The organism is Pantoea sp. KPR_PJ (assembly GCF_041386365.1).
In the GTDB taxonomy this organism is placed as follows: Bacteria; Pseudomonadota; Gammaproteobacteria; order Enterobacterales; family Enterobacteriaceae; genus Pantoea.
Genome location: NZ_JABMIK010000001.1, coordinates 376,696 through 397,565 on the forward strand (window position 1 = coordinate 376,696; position 20,870 = coordinate 397,565).

At 53.0% G+C, this 20,870-nt stretch carries 21 protein-coding genes and 1 pseudogene; 14 read left to right on the top strand and 8 right to left on the bottom strand.

All coding sequences use genetic code 11. From position 1 onward, the window contains the following. Positions 1 to 54 precede the first annotated feature (54 nt). From aqpZ to HP564_RS01810, 7 genes and pseudogenes are all read left to right on the top strand, one after another. Positions 55 to 789, top strand: coding sequence for an aquaporin Z (aqpZ, locus tag HP564_RS01780; protein ID WP_371240631.1), 735 nt, complete (start codon positions 55 to 57; stop codon positions 787 to 789). Between the two features lie 329 nt (positions 790 to 1,118). After that, positions 1,119 to 1,310 (top strand): hypothetical protein, encoded by a 192-nt coding sequence (locus HP564_RS01785; protein WP_371239609.1) that lies wholly within the window; start codon positions 1,119 to 1,121, stop codon positions 1,308 to 1,310. 424 nt (positions 1,311 to 1,734) lie between these two features. After that, positions 1,735 to 2,019 (top strand): hypothetical protein, encoded by a 285-nt coding sequence (locus HP564_RS01790; protein WP_371239611.1) that lies wholly within the window; start codon positions 1,735 to 1,737, stop codon positions 2,017 to 2,019. A gap of 1,136 nt (positions 2,020 to 3,155) precedes the next feature. Further along, the gene (umuD, locus tag HP564_RS01795) at positions 3,156 to 3,575 is read left to right on the top strand and encodes a translesion error-prone DNA polymerase V autoproteolytic subunit (RefSeq protein ID WP_371239613.1); all 420 of its coding nucleotides are present in this window, start codon (positions 3,156 to 3,158) and stop codon (positions 3,573 to 3,575) included. 1 nt (position 3,576) lies between these two features. Continuing rightward, a pseudogene (locus HP564_RS01800) lies at positions 3,577 to 3,804 on the top strand (DNA polymerase V subunit UmuC); the annotation flags it as partial. Positions 3,805 to 3,877: 73 nt separating this feature from the next. Further along, positions 3,878 to 4,861, top strand: a complete 984-nt coding sequence (locus HP564_RS01805; protein ID WP_371239615.1) for a tyrosine-type recombinase/integrase — start codon at positions 3,878 to 3,880, stop codon at positions 4,859 to 4,861. A 1-nt stretch (position 4,862) separates the two neighbouring features. Beyond that, positions 4,863 to 6,986, top strand: a complete 2,124-nt coding sequence (locus tag HP564_RS01810) for a tyrosine-type recombinase/integrase (RefSeq protein ID WP_371240633.1) — start codon at positions 4,863 to 4,865, stop codon at positions 6,984 to 6,986. A 312-nt stretch (positions 6,987 to 7,298) separates the two neighbouring features. On the opposite strand, the gene HP564_RS01815 is transcribed toward HP564_RS01810, so the two are convergent. Beyond that, a complete protein-coding gene (locus HP564_RS01815; protein WP_371240635.1) occupies positions 7,299 to 9,815 on the bottom strand; it encodes a heavy metal translocating P-type ATPase in 2,517 nt (838 codons plus the stop codon). A 193-nt stretch (positions 9,816 to 10,008) separates the two neighbouring features. Here HP564_RS01815 and cadR point away from each other — a divergent pair, with 193 nt between their 5' ends. The 4 genes from cadR to arsC all read left to right on the top strand — a co-directional run bounded on the left by cadR (position 10,009) and on the right by arsC (position 12,936). Then, positions 10,009 to 10,467 carry a Cd(II)/Pb(II)-responsive transcriptional regulator gene (gene cadR / locus HP564_RS01820; protein ID WP_033755771.1) on the top strand — a complete coding sequence of 153 codons (459 nt, stop codon included), beginning with the start codon at positions 10,009 to 10,011 and terminating at the stop codon, positions 10,465 to 10,467. Positions 10,468 to 10,730: 263 nt separating this feature from the next. Continuing rightward, positions 10,731 to 11,084, top strand: coding sequence for a metalloregulator ArsR/SmtB family transcription factor (locus HP564_RS01825; RefSeq protein ID WP_028722306.1), 354 nt, complete (start codon positions 10,731 to 10,733; stop codon positions 11,082 to 11,084). 90 nt (positions 11,085 to 11,174) lie between these two features. After that, the gene (locus HP564_RS01830) at positions 11,175 to 12,464 is read left to right on the top strand and encodes an arsenic transporter (protein ID WP_019106253.1); all 1,290 of its coding nucleotides are present in this window, start codon (positions 11,175 to 11,177) and stop codon (positions 12,462 to 12,464) included. Positions 12,465 to 12,507: 43 nt separating this feature from the next. Continuing rightward, entirely contained in the window at positions 12,508 to 12,936 is a 429-nt protein-coding gene (gene arsC, locus HP564_RS01835) for a glutaredoxin-dependent arsenate reductase (RefSeq protein ID WP_028722307.1), read from the top strand. A 66-nt stretch (positions 12,937 to 13,002) separates the two neighbouring features. On the opposite strand, the gene arsH is transcribed toward arsC, so the two are convergent. Genes arsH through HP564_RS01855 form a run of 4 tightly spaced genes read right to left on the bottom strand, consistent with a single transcriptional unit; the run spans position 13,003 to position 15,853 of the window. Next, a complete protein-coding gene (gene arsH, locus HP564_RS01840; protein WP_028722789.1) occupies positions 13,003 to 13,716 on the bottom strand; it encodes an arsenical resistance protein ArsH in 714 nt (237 codons plus the stop codon). A gap of 5 nt (positions 13,717 to 13,721) precedes the next feature. Then, positions 13,722 to 14,054 carry a helix-turn-helix transcriptional regulator gene (locus HP564_RS01845; protein ID WP_028722790.1) on the bottom strand — a complete coding sequence of 111 codons (333 nt, stop codon included), beginning with the start codon at positions 14,052 to 14,054 and terminating at the stop codon, positions 13,722 to 13,724. 48 nt (positions 14,055 to 14,102) lie between these two features. Continuing rightward, entirely contained in the window at positions 14,103 to 15,284 is a 1,182-nt protein-coding gene (locus HP564_RS01850) for an MFS transporter (protein WP_371239620.1), read from the bottom strand. Between the two features lie 41 nt (positions 15,285 to 15,325). Continuing rightward, positions 15,326 to 15,853, bottom strand: a complete 528-nt coding sequence (locus HP564_RS01855) for a GNAT family N-acetyltransferase (RefSeq protein WP_014606056.1) — start codon at positions 15,851 to 15,853, stop codon at positions 15,326 to 15,328. 98 nt (positions 15,854 to 15,951) lie between these two features. On the opposite strand from HP564_RS01855, the gene HP564_RS01860 reads away from it, so the two are divergent. Beyond that, positions 15,952 to 16,857 carry a LysR family transcriptional regulator gene (locus HP564_RS01860; RefSeq protein WP_028722792.1) on the top strand — a complete coding sequence of 302 codons (906 nt, stop codon included), beginning with the start codon at positions 15,952 to 15,954 and terminating at the stop codon, positions 16,855 to 16,857. Positions 16,858 to 16,974: 117 nt separating this feature from the next. On the opposite strand, the gene HP564_RS01865 is transcribed toward HP564_RS01860, so the two are convergent. Beyond that, positions 16,975 to 17,571, bottom strand: a complete 597-nt coding sequence (locus tag HP564_RS01865; RefSeq protein WP_371239623.1) for a recombinase family protein — start codon at positions 17,569 to 17,571, stop codon at positions 16,975 to 16,977. Between the two features lie 244 nt (positions 17,572 to 17,815). Between HP564_RS01865 and HP564_RS01870 the strand changes: the two genes are divergently transcribed. Further along, positions 17,816 to 18,205 (top strand): winged helix-turn-helix transcriptional regulator, encoded by a 390-nt coding sequence (locus HP564_RS01870; protein WP_371239625.1) that lies wholly within the window; start codon positions 17,816 to 17,818, stop codon positions 18,203 to 18,205. A 443-nt stretch (positions 18,206 to 18,648) separates the two neighbouring features. Here the strand turns inward: HP564_RS01870 and HP564_RS01875 are convergent, their stop codons facing one another. Further along, the gene (locus HP564_RS01875) at positions 18,649 to 19,548 is read right to left on the bottom strand and encodes a LysR family transcriptional regulator (protein ID WP_371239627.1); all 900 of its coding nucleotides are present in this window, start codon (positions 19,546 to 19,548) and stop codon (positions 18,649 to 18,651) included. A 128-nt stretch (positions 19,549 to 19,676) separates the two neighbouring features. On the opposite strand from HP564_RS01875, the gene HP564_RS01880 reads away from it, so the two are divergent. Then, complete coding sequence (locus HP564_RS01880; RefSeq protein WP_371239629.1) at positions 19,677 to 19,940, top strand: DUF2798 domain-containing protein; 264 nt, start codon at positions 19,677 to 19,679, stop codon at positions 19,938 to 19,940. Between the two features lie 245 nt (positions 19,941 to 20,185). Here the strand turns inward: HP564_RS01880 and HP564_RS01885 are convergent, their stop codons facing one another. Beyond that, positions 20,186 to 20,845 (bottom strand): helix-turn-helix transcriptional regulator, encoded by a 660-nt coding sequence (locus HP564_RS01885; RefSeq protein ID WP_371239631.1) that lies wholly within the window; start codon positions 20,843 to 20,845, stop codon positions 20,186 to 20,188. Positions 20,846 to 20,870 lie beyond the last annotated feature (25 nt).

The window sequence follows — 20,870 nt, forward strand, 5'->3', positions numbered from 1 at the left end:
AAAAGAAGCAGGGTAGATGTTTTACCCTGTTTTTTTGACAGGCTTAAATTTTATATCCGCGATCCATCTTTCGTAGAGTTAAAGGAACGAAAAATGTTAAAAAAATTTGCCGCTGAATTTTTTGGTACTTTTTGGCTGGTATTCGGTGGTTGTGGCAGTGCCGTTCTTGCGGCGGCTTATCCACAATTAGGCATCGGTTTTACCGGTGTCGCCCTGGCATTTGGTCTGACCGTTTTGACCATGGCTTATGCTGTTGGCCACATTTCCGGCGGTCATTTTAATCCTGCCGTCACGCTGGGCTTGTGGGCCGGTGGACGTTTCTCGGCTAAAGGGGTGGTCCCTTACATTGTGGCTCAGGTTGCTGGCGGCATCGCAGCGGGCGCGATGCTCTGCCTGATTGCCAGTGGCAAGGCGGGCTTTGATGTGACCGCCAGCGGCTTTGCCTCCAATGGTTTCGGTGAACATTCGCCAGGCGGCTACTCTATGCAGTCAGCCATCATTATTGAACTGCTCCTCACCGCCTTCTTCCTGATCGTTATCCACGGCGCAACGGATAAAAAGGCTCCTGCGGGATTTGCACCCATCGCTATTGGCCTGGCGCTGACGCTGATCCACCTTATCAGCATTCCCGTTACTAACACCTCGGTCAATCCGGCGCGCAGCACAGCCGTTGCCCTTTTCCAGGGAACCTGGGCCTTGCAGCAGCTGTGGCTTTTCTGGCTGGTGCCGGTTCTGGGAGGCTGCGCGGGTGGGCTTATTTACCGCTTCCTGTTGCAGAGTAAAGATTGATTATCGCGTTGCTCACATAAAATAATTAACCTCGCCACCTGGCGAGGTTTTTTTTATTGCTGTCACTCCGCAAAAATACCGCGGCTTTACGTTTTCTGTTCCATATAAATGTTGCTATTCACAGTGAAGGTCTGTCGATGACCGGGTGATGCCAGAGATTAGCAATAATGTCGTCATTTCCTGCACGTTTTGTAAAGAGTGCTATCCTTAGCGTTTGGGGGTACGCAGTCATGAGCGCAGGAAAACCCTATGCAGTGTTGTTTAGCGCACCGCTTACTATCAGGCATCCATGAGTGTCTTCTACACAGCGTTAGCTGATCGAGCCACTTATGCAAGAGGGTTTCTATTGGGTTCAGGCGGGCATCGATCCGCCGCAGATCTGGTATTATTTGTCTCAGTTTGGCTGGTACCGGCCACAATCTTCCGTTCCGGTTACATCCACCTATTTCAAACGTATGGCGTATGAAATTATCAGCGACAGACTGATGCCGCCTGAGCGTTACGACACAGCGGAGAAATAATAAAGCAGAGCGGCTATTTCTTTTTATACGTTATAGCTGCTACCGTTTCTTTTTTAATATTAAAACTATTCCGTTGGCAGAATGTACTGTTTATTTACTTGTCTGATAATGGCGGGGCGGTATTAACCGCCATTTTATAAACGAAGCCGTAAGTAAAAAGACAGTGTTATTGGGCTATTTTCTGCCGATAGCCATCTTTTTTTTCATTTGTGAAGTTGATTTAACACGCCACAAGCGACTGCTCCTCCATTTGCCTCTTTACAAAATAGGGGGTATTTGATTTAAATCAATTATATTTGCGCCTGACCAGAAACTGTTTTTCAGAATGACTCTTTTCGTCACTGGATTGTCTTTTTTTCTGAATTATAATGATTCGGCTCGACCATATTTGGTCGGGTGCATTAATTGTGATCAGGTGAGTGAAGTGAATTATAAGCAATTTCAGGCCCGAATTGAGTGCTGGGAAAAAATTTCTTTTACGACTATTGTATACAGTAAATATGGCGTAGATTTTGAAGTTTATGCAGTTGACGAAAACAGTAATACAAAAAGTCGAATATTTATTTGCTATGCGGATAATGAAGCGGAAGCGCATCGGCTTGTCGACCAGTTTTCGCAGTGGCTAATCAACATCAATTTGTCGCGTAAGCGTGCAGGTACCCTGAGCGCGACAGAGAATACCCCTCTTTCTCATCAGTCACACCGCTGACCCGCTCAGGGTAGAGGCGGAACGGATGACCCGCGTGCTGGCAGGGCTTTTCCCACTGGCTTAAGCAGATGCCAAATGGGGCGGGCCACCTGCTTCTGAAACATTCAACAGTAAAACCGAGAAAAAAAGCCCCCATACGGGGGCAAGGGGTTGGAGTAACAGCCGCTCAATAAAAGATGTGGATTTCTTTACTGAGCCTTTTAAAAATAGACGGATCTAAACAATTTTCCCTGTCTACAGCAAAAAAATAAAATCAGGCGCAAAACTATTAGCGTCCTGTTTAACCGGAGTTGCTGAATTTAATAATAATTTTCATATATGAAAACGATTACTAAGAATTTTCCGCAAACATGCAGCGGCAGAAAAATAGTCAGCATGATTTCGATTTATGTAAAAAAAGAGAAGGTCGGGTGAGGCTGTTTAGCAGGAAGCGGCATTCTTCAGCCGACAAAATAAAAAATGCCCCTGCATGGCAGGGGGAGTCATTTTAAAAGCAGGCAGACTCGTAGAGCAATATCTCTGGTGGAGGCGTGGGCTCGGAAAGCATTTTAATCATAACATAGTAAAAAAGAGTCGCCAGGAATTTAAAATAAATAATTTCCTTCATATCTAATGGTTAGATACCTGATTTTCACTGTTTATCCTTTTTTTTTGAGCGGTTACTGAAACGCCATAAGTGAAATGATACGGCGATAACATACAGGCTATTTTCCCGGTGAGATGACGGCATAAAACACCATTTCAGCGAGTGAAAATCCTCAAAACCCATTAAAGATAACCAGGCGGTGAAAACGGGCAGAGCAGATATCAGGCAGAGAAGGCTGCGGAGAAGAAGAGGGCATCATACCCCACTGGCAGGTACGCTTGATACATCGCTGTAAAGCCATCGCAGGCTTGCGTAAAACTACGACAGAAAACGGACGTTTCTCTTTGCTCTTGTTGGTTATATATGCGCCATATCAGTTTGAATTAAGTCGATATTTTACACAGTTCGCCAGCTTCCGGCGCGGGCTGACAAAAAATAACTCCTTCAGCTTCAGTAGGTTCAATCTTTTCTCTGCGGCTGCGCCTTGATTAAATCATGAGTTTGATATTACTGTATTTATATACAGTATCCGATAAAAGGAGTCTCTCTCATGAAGTTATATCGCCCCGCGGAAGTCCGCGACCTGCTGCCTTTACCGCTTTACATCGAACGAGTGCCCTGCGGTTTCCCCTCGCCAGCACAAGATTACATTGAAAAACGGATCGATCTAAATGATCTGATGGTGCAGCATCCCAGCGCTACCTACTTCCTTCGGGTCAGCGGCGATTCCATGATTGAAGCGGGCATCTGCGACGGGGATATGATCGTCGTCGACTCCTCTCTTAAGGCAAAACATGGCGATATTATTGTCGCCGCCATTGAGGGTGAATTTACCGTCAAGCAGCTCCGGATTCACCCCTCCCTGCTACTCATGCCGGCCAACAGCAAACACAGCCCCATTCCGGTAAATGCGGCAGAAGGGCTGGAAGTGTTTGGCGTAGTGACTTACGTCATTAAATCGACCCACTGACATGTATGCGCTAGTGGATGTGAACAGTTTTTATGCCAGCTGCGAGACTGTATTTCGTCCTGACCTGAAAGGATTGCCCATTGTTGTCTTGTCCAATAACGATGGCTGCGTGATTGCCCGCAGCGCAGAAGCTAAAGCGCTGGGCATCAGCATGGGAGCGCCGTTTTTCAAACTGAAAGAGACGCTGCGTAAACACAAGATACAGGTGTTCAGCTCGAACTATACGCTCTAGTAAGTTAAGTGGAATGCAACATTAGCTGAGTAAACTTTGAGCAGCAATACTGCTGACAGAGGTGAATGCAATGCTGATCCCACCGAATGAACACGTCCTGTTGCTGGCAGAACGCTGGCTGAAACTGTTATCCAATCTGGGGCGGGCGCAGGCCACTCTCACAGCCTACCGTAATGCCCTTCGCCATTATTTTGAATTCTGCAGCCAGCACAGTATTGAACCTGAAAAAGCCAGGTTTGAAGATGTGGCTGCTTACATCAGCCCTCAGCTACCCGGTATGCCTTTCCCTGCGGCCAGCGCCACGCTTCAGCTTCGCCTGTCTGCGATCCGACTCTGGTATGACTTTCTCATTTATCTGGACCTCTGCACGGTCAATCCACTGCCCCGATCCGGCCCCCCCGGCATATTGAGTTCCGGCCGGGGACTGATTCCCCGAGTCGTAAAGCTGCCGCGCATTCCTGACGATGTACAGTGGCAGTCTTTCCTTTTTCATGCCGCAGCTTCCCCGCTCCGTGACCGCCTGATGCTGGCATTAACTTACTACGGCGCGCTGCGGCGGTCTGAGATCACCTCGCTGAGAATCGAAGACTTCGATTTCGCACACCGGCTCATCCGCATCCGGGCAGAAACCACCAAGAGCCGGCGGGAGCGTATTGTCTGTTACAGCCCGGCAGTCGTGCCCGTGCTGGCGGCCCATCTTATGCAGATGAAGCAGAGCGGGATCGCCCGGGGTGCCCTGTTCCGTTCCGCGTCCGATCGTAATCAGGGCGCGCCGCTTTCTTTCTGGACCTGGAGCAAAACGGTCCGGAAGTGGGCGCTGGGATCCGGAATGCCTGACATCTCAACCCATACCTTCCGGCACCTGCGGCTGACGCATCTGGCCCGCGCAGGCTGGAAGCTGCACGAGCTCGCGACCTATGCGGGGCACCGCGATCCGGCTACCACACAGATTTATATCCACCTGTCGGGACAGGATCTTGCCGCCAGGATGGCCGGTGCAATTGAAACGGCAGATATCAAGATGGCGAACCTTATTTTCAGCCCGGAGAAATAACATGAGCCCACACACACCGATTGAAAGCAGCTGGCGTCCTTTCGACATGACTGAATACCGGCTTGAAAGGTCTCTGACCTCCGCTGAACGAACGACGCTGGCCAGCTCCGGCAGTCGGTCCGCTATGCTGCGGATGAAGCCTGCGCCTGACTTCATCAGGCCGCTGACAGACATTGCCGCCGGAAGCGGATGCGGTAGCAAAGTCACCGCACTGATCATAGCCAGACTGCTGCGAGAAATGCATGTATCCGGTACTCCCTGCTGGTTCTGGCCGCAGGAACGCTGGCTGACGCTCTGCCGGGAAATCCGAGAGGGCCGCCCGTTAATGGCCGCCTTTACATGGCATCTGGCGGGCTTTCATGATCCGCTCAGCCTCCCCAATATACGCAAACCCGCCCTCTACGCCTCTGCCATCTTCGGCCAGGCTTTTTATCATCAGGAGCTGGACCGGCTTACGGATACGCTGACGTCGCTGGGTTATGCCCCGGCCAGCCAGAAAAATCATGTATCAGGCATACTGGCCACGCTGATGATTATGAACCGGGATCCAAGGCTGGAGACGTTTACGCCTGAACTCCTCTGGCGCGCGCAGAGCGGGACAGACAAGGGGATATCCCGTTACGTCGGCCGCGTTTCACACGCACTTGCCGCGCTGGGCATTTTCAGCGCCCCGATGAGGATGCGAAACTACACGAAATGGTATGAAAAGCCGGTAGAAGGAATCAATCCGGCTTGGGTGCACTGGTGCCGGCGCTGGCGGGAAACGTCAGTGCTCAGGCCGCGCACCCGCGAAACCCAGTACAGTTTTGCTCTACGCTGCGGCCTCTGGCTAGCCCGGGAGCATCCGGAGGTGCGGGAACCGGCAGACTGGACGATGGAGACCTGCGCCAGTTTCATCGCGGCGGTAGGCCGGATGAACGTGGACGAACTGCAGCTGGGCACGGAAAGAGGCACCCGGAGGTCGGTGCGCTCCGGCGAGCCCATGATGCCGCATTCCAGGGCGAATTTTATCTATTCGCTGCGCCGTTTTATGATCGATTACGAAAACTGGGGCTGGGGTCGCCTGCGCTTCAGCCCTGCCCGTCATCTTTCCACACCGGACACGCCCCTCTTCCGGCGCGGCGTCAATCCCCGGGTAATCGACGATCCGGTCTGGCTCAAGCTCATCTGGGCAAGCCTCAATCTGCGTCAGGAAGACCTGCTCACTGAAATACATTATCCGCTTGCCATGCTGCAGGCGATGGCCGTCATCTGGACCCATGCGGGGGTGAGGAAGAACGAACTGCTCCGTCTGACCACCGGGTGCATCGCGCTGCAGGCGGACGATATCGTGAAGGACGACGGTAGTATAATCCCGGCAGGAACCCTGTGCTACCTGCATATCCCTGCCGGAAAAACCTCAAAAGCCTTTGCTAAACCGGTGGCGGCTGTGGTGAAAAAATACGTCGACATCTGGCTGAATGAACGTCCGGCAGAACAGGCTTTGCTCGCCGACGAGCGGACCGGTGAGAAAGTCCGGCTTCTGTTTCAGTACCGCGGTAAGCCTGCCGGCGGTGGCATTCTTAACCGCACGCTGATACCGATGCTTTGCGCGCGCGCGGGCGTGCCGTCAGAAGACAGCGGCGGAACGATAACCAGCCACCGGGGGCGGGCCTCAGCGGTGACCGCGCTGGCCAGCGTCCCGCAGGGCATGTCGCTGTACGAGCTGATGCAGTGGGCGGGCCATTCAACGCCTCAGTCCACCATGCATTATCTGCGTATTCGCCCGACTCAACTGGCAGCCTCGTTCGTCAAAGCAGACAGGGTCGCTCACATGATAAGCGTGCTGATTGACCACGATCCCGAAGCCGCCAGCCTGACCGGACCCGCGAAGTATTATGATCTGGGCGATTCGTACTGCACGAATCCCTTCTGGAGCAGCTGCCCTCACCGGATGGCTTGCATTGGCTGTGATTTTAACCTGATGAAGGAAAGCGCCCGTGGTCTGATACTCGAGAGTAAGTCATCAATCAAGCGTTACCTTGAAGAAGTTCCGCTTACGCCTGATGAGAAAGCTATCGTAGAGCAGGACGCTGAAAAAGTTGAAATGGCGCTGAAAAAGCTAAGTTTAAAGCCTGACAAATAATTCAAGCTGAATTGTCTCGAAGACGGACGTGACAATTCATAAAATTTCGTCACCCGATGGGGAGCGCACCACTGACTTTTAAGTTATGACAAAAGAAGGTATGACTTTTAAGTAATGACTTAAAGGTAAAATGGATGATTTCAGGGTATGACATTAGGGTATACCCGGCCAAATTTTTACGCTTTGTGGGAATCACATAGGATTTTCAACAGAATTCACGTAGCGCGATCATTTCATGAAGATGCTAAATGTCCGCTATGAGCGAAAAGCAGACGTTGCCCGCCGTTAGCCAGCGGGCAACATAATAACCAGCTATTTACGCAACAGGCGCAGGCCGTTTGCCACAACAAGCAGACTTGCACCCACATCGGCAAATACAGCCATCCACATGGTTCCCATGTCGGCAATGGTCAGGGCCAGAAATATTGCTTTGATGCCAATTGCCATAACGATGTTCTGAACCAGAATGCTGTAAGTCTGTTTTGAAAGCCGGACAAAGGCAGGGATTTTACGTAAGTCATCGTCCATCAGGGCAACATCAGCGGTTTCGATGGCGGTATCGGTGCCCATCGCGCCCATAGCAAAGCCGATATCGGCGCGAGCCAGCGCCGGCGCATCATTGATGCCGTCGCCTACCATGCCAGTGGTACCCTGAGCCGTAAGTGTTTCAATGGCGCGCAGTTTGTCCTCAGGCAACTGGTTACCCCGGGCTTCATCGATACCGACCTGAACGGCAATGGCCTGCGCTGTACTCGAATTGTCTCCGGTCAGCATGAGTGTCCGGACGTCCAGACCGTGCAGCTGGCTCACCGCTTCGCGACTGCTTTCTTTGACTGTATCTGCCACTGCAAACAGCCCGAGTACCTGATGACTGTCACAGAGCAGGATGACCGTTTTACCAGCGGACTCCAGTTCCCTGAGCGTCGCCCTGACAGTCTCCGGGCAGCTGCTCGTTTCTTCAGCCAGTCTCAGATTCCCGAGGCTGTAGGTTCTGTCATTGATGACACCCCGCACCCCGCGGCCCGGCAGAGCTTCAAAGCGCTCAACGTCATAACGCTGCGAACCCTCTAATGCTGCCGTCACGGCCTGCGAAACCGGATGATCGGAGTAACCCGCCAGACTCGCAGCCAGTCTGCGGCCTTCATCTTCGGCAACCCAGGTATAGATAATCACATCCGTTTGTACAGGTTTACCGTGCGTCAGCGTGCCAGTTTTGTCGAGCGCCAGCCATTTCAGTTTTCTGCCCTCTTCAAGATAAATGCCACCTTTAATCAGGATCCCCCGGCGGGCTGCCGCCGTCAGGCCGCTGACGATAGTTACTGGCGTGGAAATGACGAGCGCGCAGGGGCAGGCGATAACCAGCATGACAAGCGCCTTATAAACCCACTCGTGCCAGCTTTCACCTGCCATCAGTGGCGGGAGGATGGCAACCGCAACCGCGATTGCAAACACCACGGGGGTATAAACCTGTGCAAAGCGGTCAACAAAGCGTTGCGAAGAGGCTTTTGCCCCCTGGGCCTCCTCCACGGCATGAATGATGCGTGCGAGTGTAGTATTTCCGGCAGCAGCCGTTACCCGGTATTCAAAACCACCGGAGCCGTTAACCGTCCCGGCGAAAACCGGATCGCCTTCTCCTTTTTCGATCGGCAGGCTTTCGCCGGTAATGGGTGCCTGATTGATGCTGGTCCTGCCTCGGACAACCCTGCCGTCAAGGGCGATACGCTCACCCGGTTTTACCCGGACCACGCTGTCAAGGGGTACAGATCTGGCATCTGCCACTGTCCAGGAACCGTCCGGCTGCTGAATCGTGGCTGTTTCAGGCGTCAGCGTCATCAGGGAGCCAATAGCATTGCGGGCGCGGTCAAGAGACTTCGCCTCAATCAGTTCCGCGATCGTGAACAGCACCATTACCATGGCGGCTTCCGGCCACTGCCCGAGCGCCAGCGCCCCGGTTACAGCAATGCTCATCAGGGCGTTAATATTCAGATTGCCGTTACGCAGCGCAATCCAGCCCTTTTTGTAGGTAGACAGGCCGCAGGCACCAACAGCGGCCAGGGCCAGAACTGCTTCCAGCCATTCCGGCATGCCTGTCCAGTGCATAGCTTCGGCGGCCGCTGCCGCAACGCCGGCCAGTGCCAGCGGCCACCAGGGATTTTTCTTTTCCTCAGTAGCCGCGTGCCGCCCGCTGCTGTCAGAGAGCTCAGGTTCAAAGCCCAGCGAACGAATGGCGGCCAGAACCGGCTCCAGCGTACCCGGTGCATGAACGACCGTCAGAACGCGCTGCATAAGGTTAAAATCCAGCTCCTTAACGGCCGACATACCGTCCAGCTTTTTACGGATCATGCCCTCTTCTACCGGGCAGTCCATCTGCCTGATGCGGATGCTGGTACGCACTCCGTCAGCGGTCAACTGCTGTGCCTGCAGCTCACCGGAAGTGACAGCCGCAGGTGCGCAGCAGGAACCGCAGGCGCTTTCCGCTTTGCTGCCTGAACAACTGATGCCGGCAGGCCGGGTGACTTTATCAGCCAGTTCCGGGTCAAAACCCAGAGAGCGCACCGCCTGTAGTACCGGCTCCAGTGCCTGCGGCGAGTGGGTCACGGTAAGTACCCTCTGCATCAGATTGAATTCAAGCTCACTGACGTCAGACAGTTTTGTGAGTTTTTTACGAAGCAACGTCTCTTCCGTCGGGCAGTCCATCTGCACGATGCGCAGACGTGTCTGAACGCTATCGCTCCCGTCGCGTTCTGCCACTGGCCCGGAAGGCTGACTCAGACTCTCCGATGAACAGCAGCTTCCGGCACTACAACAGTCCGGTGAGGCATCAGCCATTTTTTGCGAAGTTTTTCCGGAGGCGTCTGCCGTGGCAGCAGAGGTATAGCTGACGGATGTCCGCTCTCCGGACGCGGCAGAACCGCACTTGTTATTACTACAGCAGTCACTCATGTTTTTATCTCGTTCATAGCATATACTGGCATTAAAGACCCTGAAGTAACTACAGGGTCAAGTGTACAAGGAAAAAGTTATGAAAATTGGCGAACTGGCCCGGCAGGCAGGCTGTCCGGTAGAGACGGTGCGTTATTATGAGCGTGAGGGGCTGCTGCAGGCAGCATTACGTGACCAGGCAAATAACTACCGTCACTATGACAGTGCCCATCTGGAAAGACTGATGTTTATCCGCCGCTGTCGGGCGCTGGATATGACCCATGAAGAAATCCGGGTGCTGCTGCAGGCACGCAGTCAGCCTGATGCAGATTGCGGTATGGTTAACGACCTGATAAACGAGCACCTTCTTCATGTACAGGCCCGTATTCGTGAACTTAATATGCTGGAAACGCAGTTGTGCGAGCTGCAGAGTCATTGTAACGCCAACCGTGCAACGCGCGACTGTGGCATTTTGCGCGAACTGGAGCAGGCAGATGAGTCGGATGATGTCCTTCCCGTTATTTCTTCTGGCCATCTTGCCGGCAGCCATCCGCATTAATTTTTTAAGAGCAGGCTCTGTAACGAGCCGTTTTAATTAAAAGATAACGTCCGCTTCTGGCACAGAGCGGACATGCTGACTGAGCTGGAGGTCCGCTATGAGCGAGGAGCGGACCTTGATCGATTACAACTTATTTATCGACGTACTCTATATCTGACCTGCAAGATAAAAAACCACCAAAAATATATGTTTTACCGAATGTATAGTTGCTCGCTACCCCCTACTTAGCGATACTGCTCACTGTTTGTTAAACAGGAGTTGTAATGCTTCAGCTTAATCCTCTACAGCTTTTCAAAACGCTTTCTGACGAAACACGGCTCAGTCTGGTGCTGTTGCTGCGGGAAAAGGGAGAACTTTGCGTCTGCGAACTCACAACTACTCTCAGAGAATCTCAGCCAAAAATTTCCCGTCATCTTGCGTTACTCCGGGACGCCGGTCTGCTTATCGACAGGCGTGATGGCAAGTGGATTCATTACCGACTGTCACCTCATATGCCCGTCTGGGCGGCAGCTGTAATTGAACAGGCTTATCTGTGCCAGCGGGATGACATCCTGCAGCTCAGCCAGCAGGCTGAGCGGGACAATGTAACCACCAACGGCAAGCCAATCTGCATTTAAATTTTTTAACTATTCATATGTGTTTTCCCATATGTATATTTTTAAGTTCTCTGCGCCAGGCCTGACAGGTGCAGTATTAAAGGAGAGTATATGTTTCTGGCGGGTGCGATTTTTGTTCTGACGCTGGTACTGGTTATCTGGCAGCCGAAAGGACTGAGTATTGGCTGGAGTGCCGTTATCGGGGGCGCTCTGGCGCTAATGACCGGCGTGGTGCATATCGGTGATATTCCTGCCGTATGGCAGATTGTCTGGAATGCGACGGCCACGTTTATTGCGGTCATCATCATCAGCCTGCTGTTAGATGAGTCCGGCTTTTTTGAGTGGGCAGCACTCCATGTTTCCCGCTGGGGAGGCGGCAGAGGAAGACTGCTGTTCACCTATATTATTCTGCTGGGCGCGGCAGTGGCATCGCTGTTCGCCAATGACGGCGCGGCGCTTATCCTGACGCCAATCGTTATTGCCATGCTCCTGGCGCTGGGCTTCAGTCCGGCTGCCACGCTGGCATTTGTAATGGCAGCGGGCTTTATCGCTGACACTTCCAGCCTGCCGCTAATCGTGTCGAACCTGGTCAACATCGTCACGGCGGACTTCTTTAAGCTGGGCTTCAGTGAGTATGCTTCCGTCATGGTGCCGGTGAATATTGCTTCCGTGGTGGCTACGCTGGTGATGCTGCATCTGTTTTTCCGCAAAGAGATCCCGGCAACCTATGACCTGGCGAAGCTGAAAGCGCCAGCGGAAGCTATACGCGACATGCGCACCTTTCGGGCCGGATGGTTTGTTTTACTTCTGCTGCTGGTCGGATTTTTCGGCCTTGAGCCCCTTGGAGTACCGGTCAGCCTGGTAGCAGCGGTAGGGGCGTTTGTTCTCTGGCTGGTTGCCCAAAAAGGACAGGTTATCGACACCCGCAAAGTGCTGAAAGGCGCGCCCTGGCAGATAGTCATTTTCTCGCTGGGCATGTACCTCGTGGTATATGGCCTGCGTAACGCCGGCCTGACGGATTACCTCTCTGCTGCTTTGAACCGTTTTGCTGAGCACGGCGTCTGGGGTGCCACACTTGGCACCGGCTTCCTGACTGCGGCACTCTCTTCCGTAATGAACAACATGCCTACCGTGCTGGTTGGCGCGCTTTCGATTGACGGCAGCACGGCTCAGGGTGTGGTGAAAGAGGCAATGGTATACGCCAACATCATCGGCTGCGATCTCGGCCCGAAAATCACACCCATCGGCAGCCTGGCGACACTGCTGTGGCTGCACGTGCTGGCTCAGAAAAACATCACCATCAGCTGGGGCTACTACTTCCGCGTGGGCATTGTGATGACCCTGCCGGTACTTTTTGTGACGCTGGCGGCGCTGGCCCTGCGCCTGTCTTTTCAACCTTAACCCCGGGGCTGCGTCTGTGCAGCTCCTTAACGGAGTACCGTTTATGACTGATATCACTATTTATCACAATCCGGCCTGCGGAACGTCCCGTAATACTCTGGCGCTTATCCGTAACAGTGGCGTGGAGCCAACAGTGATTTTGTATCTGGAGATGCCACCATCCCGCGACGAGCTTAAAAAGCTGATAGCTGATATGGGTATTAGCGCACGCGCCCTGCTGCGCAAAAATACAGAGCCGTATGAGCAGCTGGGGCTGGCAGAAGACCGGTTCAACGATGATGAACTGCTGAATGCGATGCTGGCTCACCCTATCCTCATAAACCGCCCCGTGGTTGTGACGCCGCTCGGCACAAGACTCTGTCGTCCGTCTGAAGCGGTTCTGGACATTCTGCCTGACCCGCAGCAGGGAGCATTTACGAAAGAGGACGGCGAAAAAGTCATTGATGAACACGGAAACCGGATGAGCCACTGATTTTTTCAGTGTGCTGCCGGCAGGAAGGGAGACGCAAAAACAGAAGCCGGCAGATGCCGGCTTTTTTCATATACTGCGCTGATTAACCCGCTCAGAGAGCTGCGCGGTACTTTCTTTCCTTTCGCTGTAGCGATCGGTCAGGTAGTCACTGCGCCCGCGCGTCAACAGAGTGAACTTCATCAGCTCCTCCATTACGTCCACGATGCGATCGTAGTAAGGCGAAGGCTTCATGCGACCATCTTCATCAAATTCAGCCCAGGCTTTTGCCACGGATGACTGATTCGGGATAGTAATCATACGCATCCAGCGCCCCAGAATGCGCATCTGATTAACTGCGTTGAAAGACTGCGAGCCGCCGCTGACCTGCATGACAGCCAGGGTTTTTCCCTGCGACGGGCGAACCGCACCTGACGTCAGCGGTATCCAGTCAATCTGCGCCTTCATGATGCCGGTCATAGCGCCGTGACGCTCCGGGGAGCACCATACCATGCCTTCCGACCAGAGAACCAGTTCGCGCAGTTCCACAACTTTGGGATGCGTTTCAGGGGCATCATCAGGCAGCGGCAGACCGGACGGATTAAAAATTTTGACCTCTGCACCCATTGCCGTCAGCAGCCGGGCGGCTTCTTCCGTCGTCAGCCGGCTATAAGATCGTTCCCGCAGCGAGCCGTAGAGCATCAGAATGCGGGGCGGGTGCGCCACTTCTGCAGCCCTCAGCTTATCTTCCGTCAGCGGCACGTCCAGGAGTGAAGTATCAACATTTTTCAGGGTATCGTTCATGTTATTCACAATGAGGTCTCTTTGTGAGTCGTCGCGGGTGACAGGCTGCAGCTACTGCCTGCGCAGCATTCCTCTGTAAGAAAGGCCATCAGTTGTTCAAGCTGCGTATAGCAAGGTCTGCAAAACAAGGTACGGCTCTGCCGTTCCTGGCTGATCAGGCCCGCGGACATCAGCGCCGAAATATGATGACTGAGCGTGGAGGGCGGAATACCGAGGCGCTTCTGCAGAACACCGACTGGCAGGCCGTCATGACCCGCTCTCACCAGCTCCCGGTATACGCTAAGACGGGTCGGGTGCCCCAGCTCCCGAAGCGCATTTGCTGCTGTTTTTAAATCCATACGCCCTCCTTGAACTATATTTCCAGAATAATAGAAATATAATCAGCGTCAAATATTTTTCCCCGGAATGGATGGCTCGCCCTTATCCCGGTTCGGTCCAGCAGAGGAAGGATGACGACGCCAGATCACTATGGAAATCGCCGTGATGAACAGGGTAAGGATGGCAGATAAAAGCAGCGTGCCGGGTGTGCCGTATTGCTCCAGCAGTATGGCGTAAACTGACGGCGCGAGCGCCGCGAGCAAAAAAGCGGGTGACAGCAGTAAGCCTGTTTTACGGGCATACTGCTGCGGATCAAACAGCACAAGAGGCAGGACGGCCTTAATGATCGTACTCAGTCCGTTTACAGCCCCGTAACTCAGAATAAAGATGGCTGTAGCCACCGGGGTAACATTCCCTGCAAGGCCAACCAAAAAGCATAATGGCAGAATAATGCCGGTAAACAGGCTCAGACGGATCGCTGAAGTACGTGCACCGGAAGCCACGTCCAGCAGTCTGGCGCTCACCTGTCCCATCCCCCACAACATACCCGCTACGGCGGGCATACCATAAGCGGCCAGTATCTGAGGAAAATGAGCGGACACGCCGGTGGAAACAAAGCTTATCAGCGCTATCAACGTGGCGTACCACAGGCCGCTGATAAAGGCTTTCCGGTCTTCTGCTGGTCCGATCGCCTGAAGAGCGGGCTGCCCGGCAACGGGAGGTTGACGCCGATAACCTGCCGGAACGGTGGTCAAAAAAAGCAGGCTGACAATGCCTGCACAGCCGTAAACGATAATGGCATGCCGCCAGTCGGTAAAGTGCAGTAGCGCAGCGCCAGCAGGCCAGAACGCGACTGACGCGAGACCACCCAGCAGTGTGACCAGGGTGATTGCCCGGCGGGCCTCTGCGCCTGCAATTTCTACAAGCAGCGCAAATGCGGCATCATACAGGGCAAGTCGCATGCCAGCTCCCATCAGGAGCCAGACGGCAACCCACGATGTGGTTGAATGGGTAAAAGCCATCAGAAAACAACCGAGGACTATGACGAAGGTTCCCACCATCATTACCGTACGCCCGCCGGTACGTGCTATAAGGGGGCCGGTAAGTGGCGAGACAAGCCCCATAACAAGCATGGCAATAGTCAGCCCGGAGAATGTCACAACTGGTGACCGGCCTGTCTCCGACATGATGGCGGTCCCGAAGACCCCCGGCATATAGAATGTGATACCCCAGTTGATTAGCTGCGTCATGCCAATGCAGAAAATGGTGCGGCCTGTCAGATACCCGTCAGTCAACCCGTGCTCTCCGGAAATGTGGCGTCGCCCTGCCCGAGCGTACGCTGCAGGATGACCGTATCAAGCCAGCGTCCGTGCTTGAAGCCCACAGATCTGAGCGTTCCTGTAATGCTGAAGCCTGCCGCGCGATGCAGGGCAAGAGAGGCGCTATTTTCGCTGTTTCCAACTACGGCCACGAGCTGGCGAAAGCTACGGTCCTCTGCCCATGTGACCGCACTCAATAACAACTTTTTTCCGATCCCCTGGCCCTGAAAATTGGGGGCAATATATACAGAATTCTCCAGGGTGAATCTGTAGGCACACCGTTCCCGGTAGAGTGACAGGTAGCAGTATCCGCGGACATTGCCGTCCTCAACAGCCACAAACCAGGGCAGTCCTGCTGCACGCACCTTTTTCAGGCGGGCTGTCATTTCAGCCGGATCCGGCGGTTCAGTTTCAAAAGTGGCGGTGCCATGCAATACGTGATAAGCATAAATCTGCTGGATGGCAGGAATATGTCGTTCATCTGCTTCGGTTATTTCCATCGGTACGGCTCCTTCTGCGGTCATAAGCAGAGACTAACCGGAATGAACAATTTCAGACAGGCAGCAGGACTTATCAGCGGCATAAGGAAAATTTTGGCATGGCAAACCTGAACCTCGATCACCTGGCTACTTTCAGACTGGTCGTCAGCCGGGGCAGTTTCTCCGGGGCGGCTGAAGCACTTGGTCTGTCGCAGCCGGCAGTGAGCCTGCATATAAGACAACTGGAGCAGGCGCTTCAGGTCCGGCTTATTGAGCGAACCAGCCGGGGAGTAAGGCCCACGCCAGCCGGGCTGACTCTCGTTGAGCACAGCATGAAAATTGATGCAGTGGTAAGTACAGCAGTTGAATCGGTGTGCCAGCATTCTGATGAGATAACCGGCACTGTTACTGTTGGCACAGGCGCAACGGCCTGTATTCATTTACTTCCCCCCTTACTACAGCAACTGCGGCAGGCCCATCCCCTGCTGAAGGTGGACGTACGCACAGGTAACACTTCCGATATAGTGCGGGGCGTGGAGGAAAATCGTATAGATATTGGCCTGGTGACTCTGCCAGCTGCAGGTAAAAACCTGAGCATCATCCCGCTGGGTACGGATGAGTTTGTTGTCATCATGGAAAAGGATGCATCAGAGCCGAGTGCGAAAATATGGAATCCGGGCGCTTTGTTGCCGCTGCCGCTGATTATCTTTGAACCGGGAAGCGGGACACGCGCCCTGATTGACCAGTGGTTCCGGGAGACGGGACATATTGCCTGCCCGGTCATGGAGCTTGGCAGTATCGAAGCTATTAAAAGAATGGTCCGTGCCGGTCTTGGCTACAGCATTGTTCCCAGAATGTCCGTTGCATGCATTGAGGAAAGATCGGGGCTCGATCTTTACTCTGTGACGCCCTCTCTTCACCGGACTCTCGGGACAGTCATGCGGGAAGACCGGATTGTAAGCAGAGGTATCAATGAAGTGCTGAAAAACCTAAACAGCAGTTTTGCAAAAAACGAAATCAGATAAATATTCTTCGATATCTAAACCGGACAGGTCTACTCTCTCCGGCGAAGTATCACTACAGCTTTTACCAGCTACCAACGTCCGCTTCTGGCACAAAGCGGACATACGCAGAAAAGCAACTCATGAACGAGCATCAGCGTCTTCCATTATCGCTTTCACTCTTAAAATGGTCTGCCGTGTGGTGTCAAATTCGCGGGCGATCGCGCTGATACTCTTCCCTTCACTAAGACGCAAGAACACCGCTTTCTTTTGTTCGTCATCCAGAGCCGGCGGGCGGCCGAAACGCTTTCCGGATGCCTTAGCCCGCGCAATACCAGCATGTGTACGTTCAAGTAGCAGATCGCGCTCAAATTCAGCAACCGCCGAGATTACCTGCATTGTCATCTTTCCGGCCGGACTGGTGAGGTCTACCCCTCCCAGCGCCAGGCAGTGTACCCGTATTTCTGACGCAGAAAGTAGCTCAACGGTTTTTCTGATATCCATGGCGTTTCGCCCGAGGCGATCCAGCTTCGTTACGATTAAAACGTCTCCGTTTTCCATTCGATCAAGGAGACGCATAAATCCAGGGCGTTCAGCAGCCGCGACTGAACCACTTGTGTACTCTTCAATCAGTCGCTGGGGTCTGATGGCAAAGCCAGCCGCTTCGATTTCACGACGCTGGTTTTCAGTGTTCTGTTCGAGGGTCGATACCCTGCAGTAGGCAAAAACTCGTGACATGTAGTTACTTTATGTACGAAATAGGTGTACTTATTATAGCGTATGTCCGAAATTAAAAACACTAACTTTCGGACAGACTATATTCTACATGTACGAAACCGGTCGGTTTAGTATAAGTACTGGTATTAACTAGACATACAGTACCTCCTTTCTGTTCAACCTATCCAGACACAGCAGCACTGATAAAATTTGTAGATTTTCCATTCCACATAAATTTATATCAGGTATTGAGGACGATATCGCCATGGCGCAGATTGAAGGTAATGACCTGAAAGAAATAGGAAAAACCCGGCCGATTCTGGAGAACATCACCAATAAATGGTCGATTTTAATTCTCACCATACTTTGCAGCGAACCCCTGCGCTTCAATGAACTGCGTCGCCGGCTGGATGGGATTACGCACAAAGCCCTGTCAGATGCGCTTAAGCGGCTTGAGCGCAATGGGCTGGTGCATCGCAAGGTCCTGCCGACTTCACCGGTGAGTGTTGAGTACAGTCTTACCTTACTGGCAAAGACGCTTCAGGAGCCTTTTAGTGCGCTATATGGGTGGGCGCTACAGCATGGAGCGGAAATGGAGCGGGCTCAGTTAATGTACGATACCAGGCATGCAGAGAACGTTGCTGAAGAATTGTAGTGTTAAACCCCATGCGGCAGGCCGCGCAACTTTAGCGGCCAGGGTCAAAACGGGTTCATTACTGAAGGCACCCGTTTACTGACAGAGCTGTCTGCCAGTGCGCGCGCTGCCTCAGTGAAGGGCTCTGACAGTTCAGGCAATGCCTGGCGAAAGCGGTAGTGATCTGCATACTGTACGAGACATCTCCTTTGGCAGATCGCCGTTTTCCCGGTGTCGTGATGAGTACTGGCCTTTTATCGTCTGCGAGGATCCGTATCAGTCCCGGCACAGCCGACAAGCCTTCCGTTCGATGCAATCAGCTCCCCGGAATAAAGTTGAATGTCCTCAGGGAAAATTGGGCCGCTTCCAGATGTAAACCTTAAGCGTTGAAATTACGGCGGGTTAGTTTTGCGTGAGATAAGTCGAACAATGTGATCAATTTTTCCGTCAAAAATGCTCTTGTGTTAGATCGCATCTTCTAAAAATTCGATAAATAGCCTTGCTTTTGAATCAGGGGCTGAACGTTCAGTCACACAGGCAAAAATATCCATCGGCAGAGACTCAATGTCGATCTCACTGTGACCCGACCAGGACAAAGGCGTGAGCAAACCACTCTCTACCCATGGCAGAGCAACAAAGCTTGCCAGCCGGGCGATGCCGCCCCCGTTTACGGCTATTTTAGCAATAATATCAATATCATCACTGATAAAGCCTGGGTTGAGTTTCGCATTGACACGTTGACCGTTAACCCTGAAAGTCCAGGGCAGAAATCGCCTGTCGGTTGGATAGCGGAAAACCAGGCAGTCGTGCTGGCTAAGTTCCTCAGGTGTCTGAGGTGTGCCAGCACGGTCAAGATAAGCGGGAGACGCGCAGAATATAAAGGGGAACGAAGCAATTTTTCTGGCGATCAGCTGATCGTTCAGTTGTGCCTCAATGCGGATGCTGACATCGACCCCTTCCAGGTGATGACTGACGTTACGATCGGTACTGATCAGTTCAATCTCAATATCGGGGAAAGACGCTCTGAAGGCCGGCATAAGGGGAGCCAGCACGTATCGACCAAACGCCGCTGTTGTGGCGATACACAGGGGTCCCTTTGGTTTGGTTGCGTTTGCAGCCGCCTGCGAGGCGAGCGCTACATCATCAGGAATGTGACGGACTTTATCAAAATAACGTTTACCATTTTCAGTTAAGGTCATGCTGCGGGTGGTGCGCGACAGCAGTCGCACCCCCAGGTGCGCTTCAAGGCGAGCAAGACTCTGGCTGACGGCTGCCGGGCTCATACCCCTGGCGCGTGCCGCCGCTGCAATACTGCCGTTCTCAACCACACGAATAAACGTGCTGATCAGTCCTAAAAGGTCCATCGCGTCCTTACTACTGCATTCGTCACTTTTACTTAATAATGATTAAAGCATAAGCGCTCTACAACCCTTTTTATCAGCCTGATAAGTTAGCCGTAGTTTCATCTGCCTTTGTTAAACAGGATATTCCGATGACTGATGCTACTACAAAAAAACACCTGCGAATCCGCCTCCCTATGCGCGCCGCACCCTATATATTTGCTCTCTATATGGCGACAATGATGGCGTTTCTGATGAGTCTGGTCATTACTTTTGCCGAATTCGGACTGGGGCCACATTACATGGCAAATGTGATGAATGCTTATCAGGTCGCTATGCCAGCGGCTTTCTTTTGCATACTTGTTGTCCGGCCTGTTGTTGTCCGACTCGTAGGATGGACCGTTCACGGTCAATGAGGCCTTCAGCATACGTCGTACAGGTGACGGATTAAGGTTTGGCCCGCATCCTCCTCAAAGCAAACCTTATTCCGCACAAACCTTTACCGGGTACCCCAGGCGAACATTTCACAGAGCAGATTGCTTTTTTACCCGACAGCGGGACAGTCATACTACCCTGTCACAATCGATGCTCAGCTGCTGATAGGAATAACCTGACGCTGTTTTTCAGTAGGCTGCCAATCGTATTCAGTTAACCTGAAGGCTTAGTCAGCGTGCTCGCTAATGGTATAAGCGCAGCGTCTTGCCCCATTTAAAATATGCTCTGTCCGCTCTACTTTTGCCCCAAGAACCTCTCTGAACAGGGCTAATTCAGCACGGCAAAATCCCTGACAGGCTGCAGCGGCAGCACAGATCGGGCAGTGATTTTCGACAAAAAGCAGGGTCCCATCCGCCAGCGCGTCATAGTCCGCCATATAACCTTCCTGCGACCGTATTACTGCCAGACGCGCGACCCGTTCTCTGAGACTGGCCGAATCTCCCAGCTCACGAAGGTAATTCTCCCTGCTGGTCTGCTCGCGCAGGTCAATCAGACGATCAATCGCCTCCTCGCCAAAGGCGTGACGCACTGTGTCCAGTAGCTGAACCGTTAGCGTGGAGTGCGTATCCGGAAAGCGGTTATGTCCTGCCTGGGTCAGTGTCCAGAACTGACTGGGACGACCTACCCCTTTGCTCTGAGAATAGGTTTCCACCAGCCCTGCCGAAGCGAGTTTGGCAAGCTGCTGGCGGGCTGCCTCGGCTGTCATGCCCAGTATTTCCCCTGCTTCCGCAGACTGCTGTGGCCCACGCGTTTTAAGCAGATACAGAAGGCGCTCAGGTGTCGCAGAGGCTTTTTCAGTGCTATTTAACAAGCGATTGCTTGACAAAATAAATCCTCCCTTTCAATAATCC

Bases quoted from the DNA above. Each gene is read 5' to 3' on its own strand.
- HP564_RS01785 (WP_371239609.1), top strand. From the start codon at position 1,119: ATGCAAGAGGGTTTCTATTGGGTTCAGGCGGGCATCGATCCGCCGCAG.
- umuD (WP_371239613.1), top strand. From the start codon at position 3,156: ATGAAGTTATATCGCCCCGCGGAAGTCCGCGACCTGCTGCCTTTACCG.
- HP564_RS01805 (WP_371239615.1), top strand. From the start codon at position 3,878: ATGCTGATCCCACCGAATGAACACGTCCTGTTGCTGGCAGAACGCTGG.
- HP564_RS01810 (WP_371240633.1), top strand. From the start codon at position 4,863: ATGAGCCCACACACACCGATTGAAAGCAGCTGGCGTCCTTTCGACATG.
- HP564_RS01815 (WP_371240635.1), bottom strand. From the start codon at position 9,815: ATGGCTGATGCCTCACCGGACTGTTGTAGTGCCGGAAGCTGCTGTTCA.
- cadR (WP_033755771.1), top strand. From the start codon at position 10,009: ATGAAAATTGGCGAACTGGCCCGGCAGGCAGGCTGTCCGGTAGAGACG.
- HP564_RS01825 (WP_028722306.1), top strand. From the start codon at position 10,731: ATGCTTCAGCTTAATCCTCTACAGCTTTTCAAAACGCTTTCTGACGAA.
- HP564_RS01830 (WP_019106253.1), top strand. From the start codon at position 11,175: ATGTTTCTGGCGGGTGCGATTTTTGTTCTGACGCTGGTACTGGTTATC.
- arsC (WP_028722307.1), top strand. From the start codon at position 12,508: ATGACTGATATCACTATTTATCACAATCCGGCCTGCGGAACGTCCCGT.
- arsH (WP_028722789.1), bottom strand. From the start codon at position 13,716: ATGAACGATACCCTGAAAAATGTTGATACTTCACTCCTGGACGTGCCG.
- HP564_RS01845 (WP_028722790.1), bottom strand. From the start codon at position 14,054: ATGGATTTAAAAACAGCAGCAAATGCGCTTCGGGAGCTGGGGCACCCG.
- HP564_RS01850 (WP_371239620.1), bottom strand. From the start codon at position 15,284: ATGACGCAGCTAATCAACTGGGGTATCACATTCTATATGCCGGGGGTC.
- HP564_RS01855 (WP_014606056.1), bottom strand. From the start codon at position 15,853: ATGGAAATAACCGAAGCAGATGAACGACATATTCCTGCCATCCAGCAG.
- HP564_RS01860 (WP_028722792.1), top strand. From the start codon at position 15,952: ATGGCAAACCTGAACCTCGATCACCTGGCTACTTTCAGACTGGTCGTC.
- HP564_RS01865 (WP_371239623.1), bottom strand. From the start codon at position 17,571: ATGTCACGAGTTTTTGCCTACTGCAGGGTATCGACCCTCGAACAGAAC.
- HP564_RS01870 (WP_371239625.1), top strand. From the start codon at position 17,816: ATGGCGCAGATTGAAGGTAATGACCTGAAAGAAATAGGAAAAACCCGG.
- HP564_RS01875 (WP_371239627.1), bottom strand. From the start codon at position 19,548: ATGGACCTTTTAGGACTGATCAGCACGTTTATTCGTGTGGTTGAGAAC.
- HP564_RS01880 (WP_371239629.1), top strand. From the start codon at position 19,677: ATGACTGATGCTACTACAAAAAAACACCTGCGAATCCGCCTCCCTATG.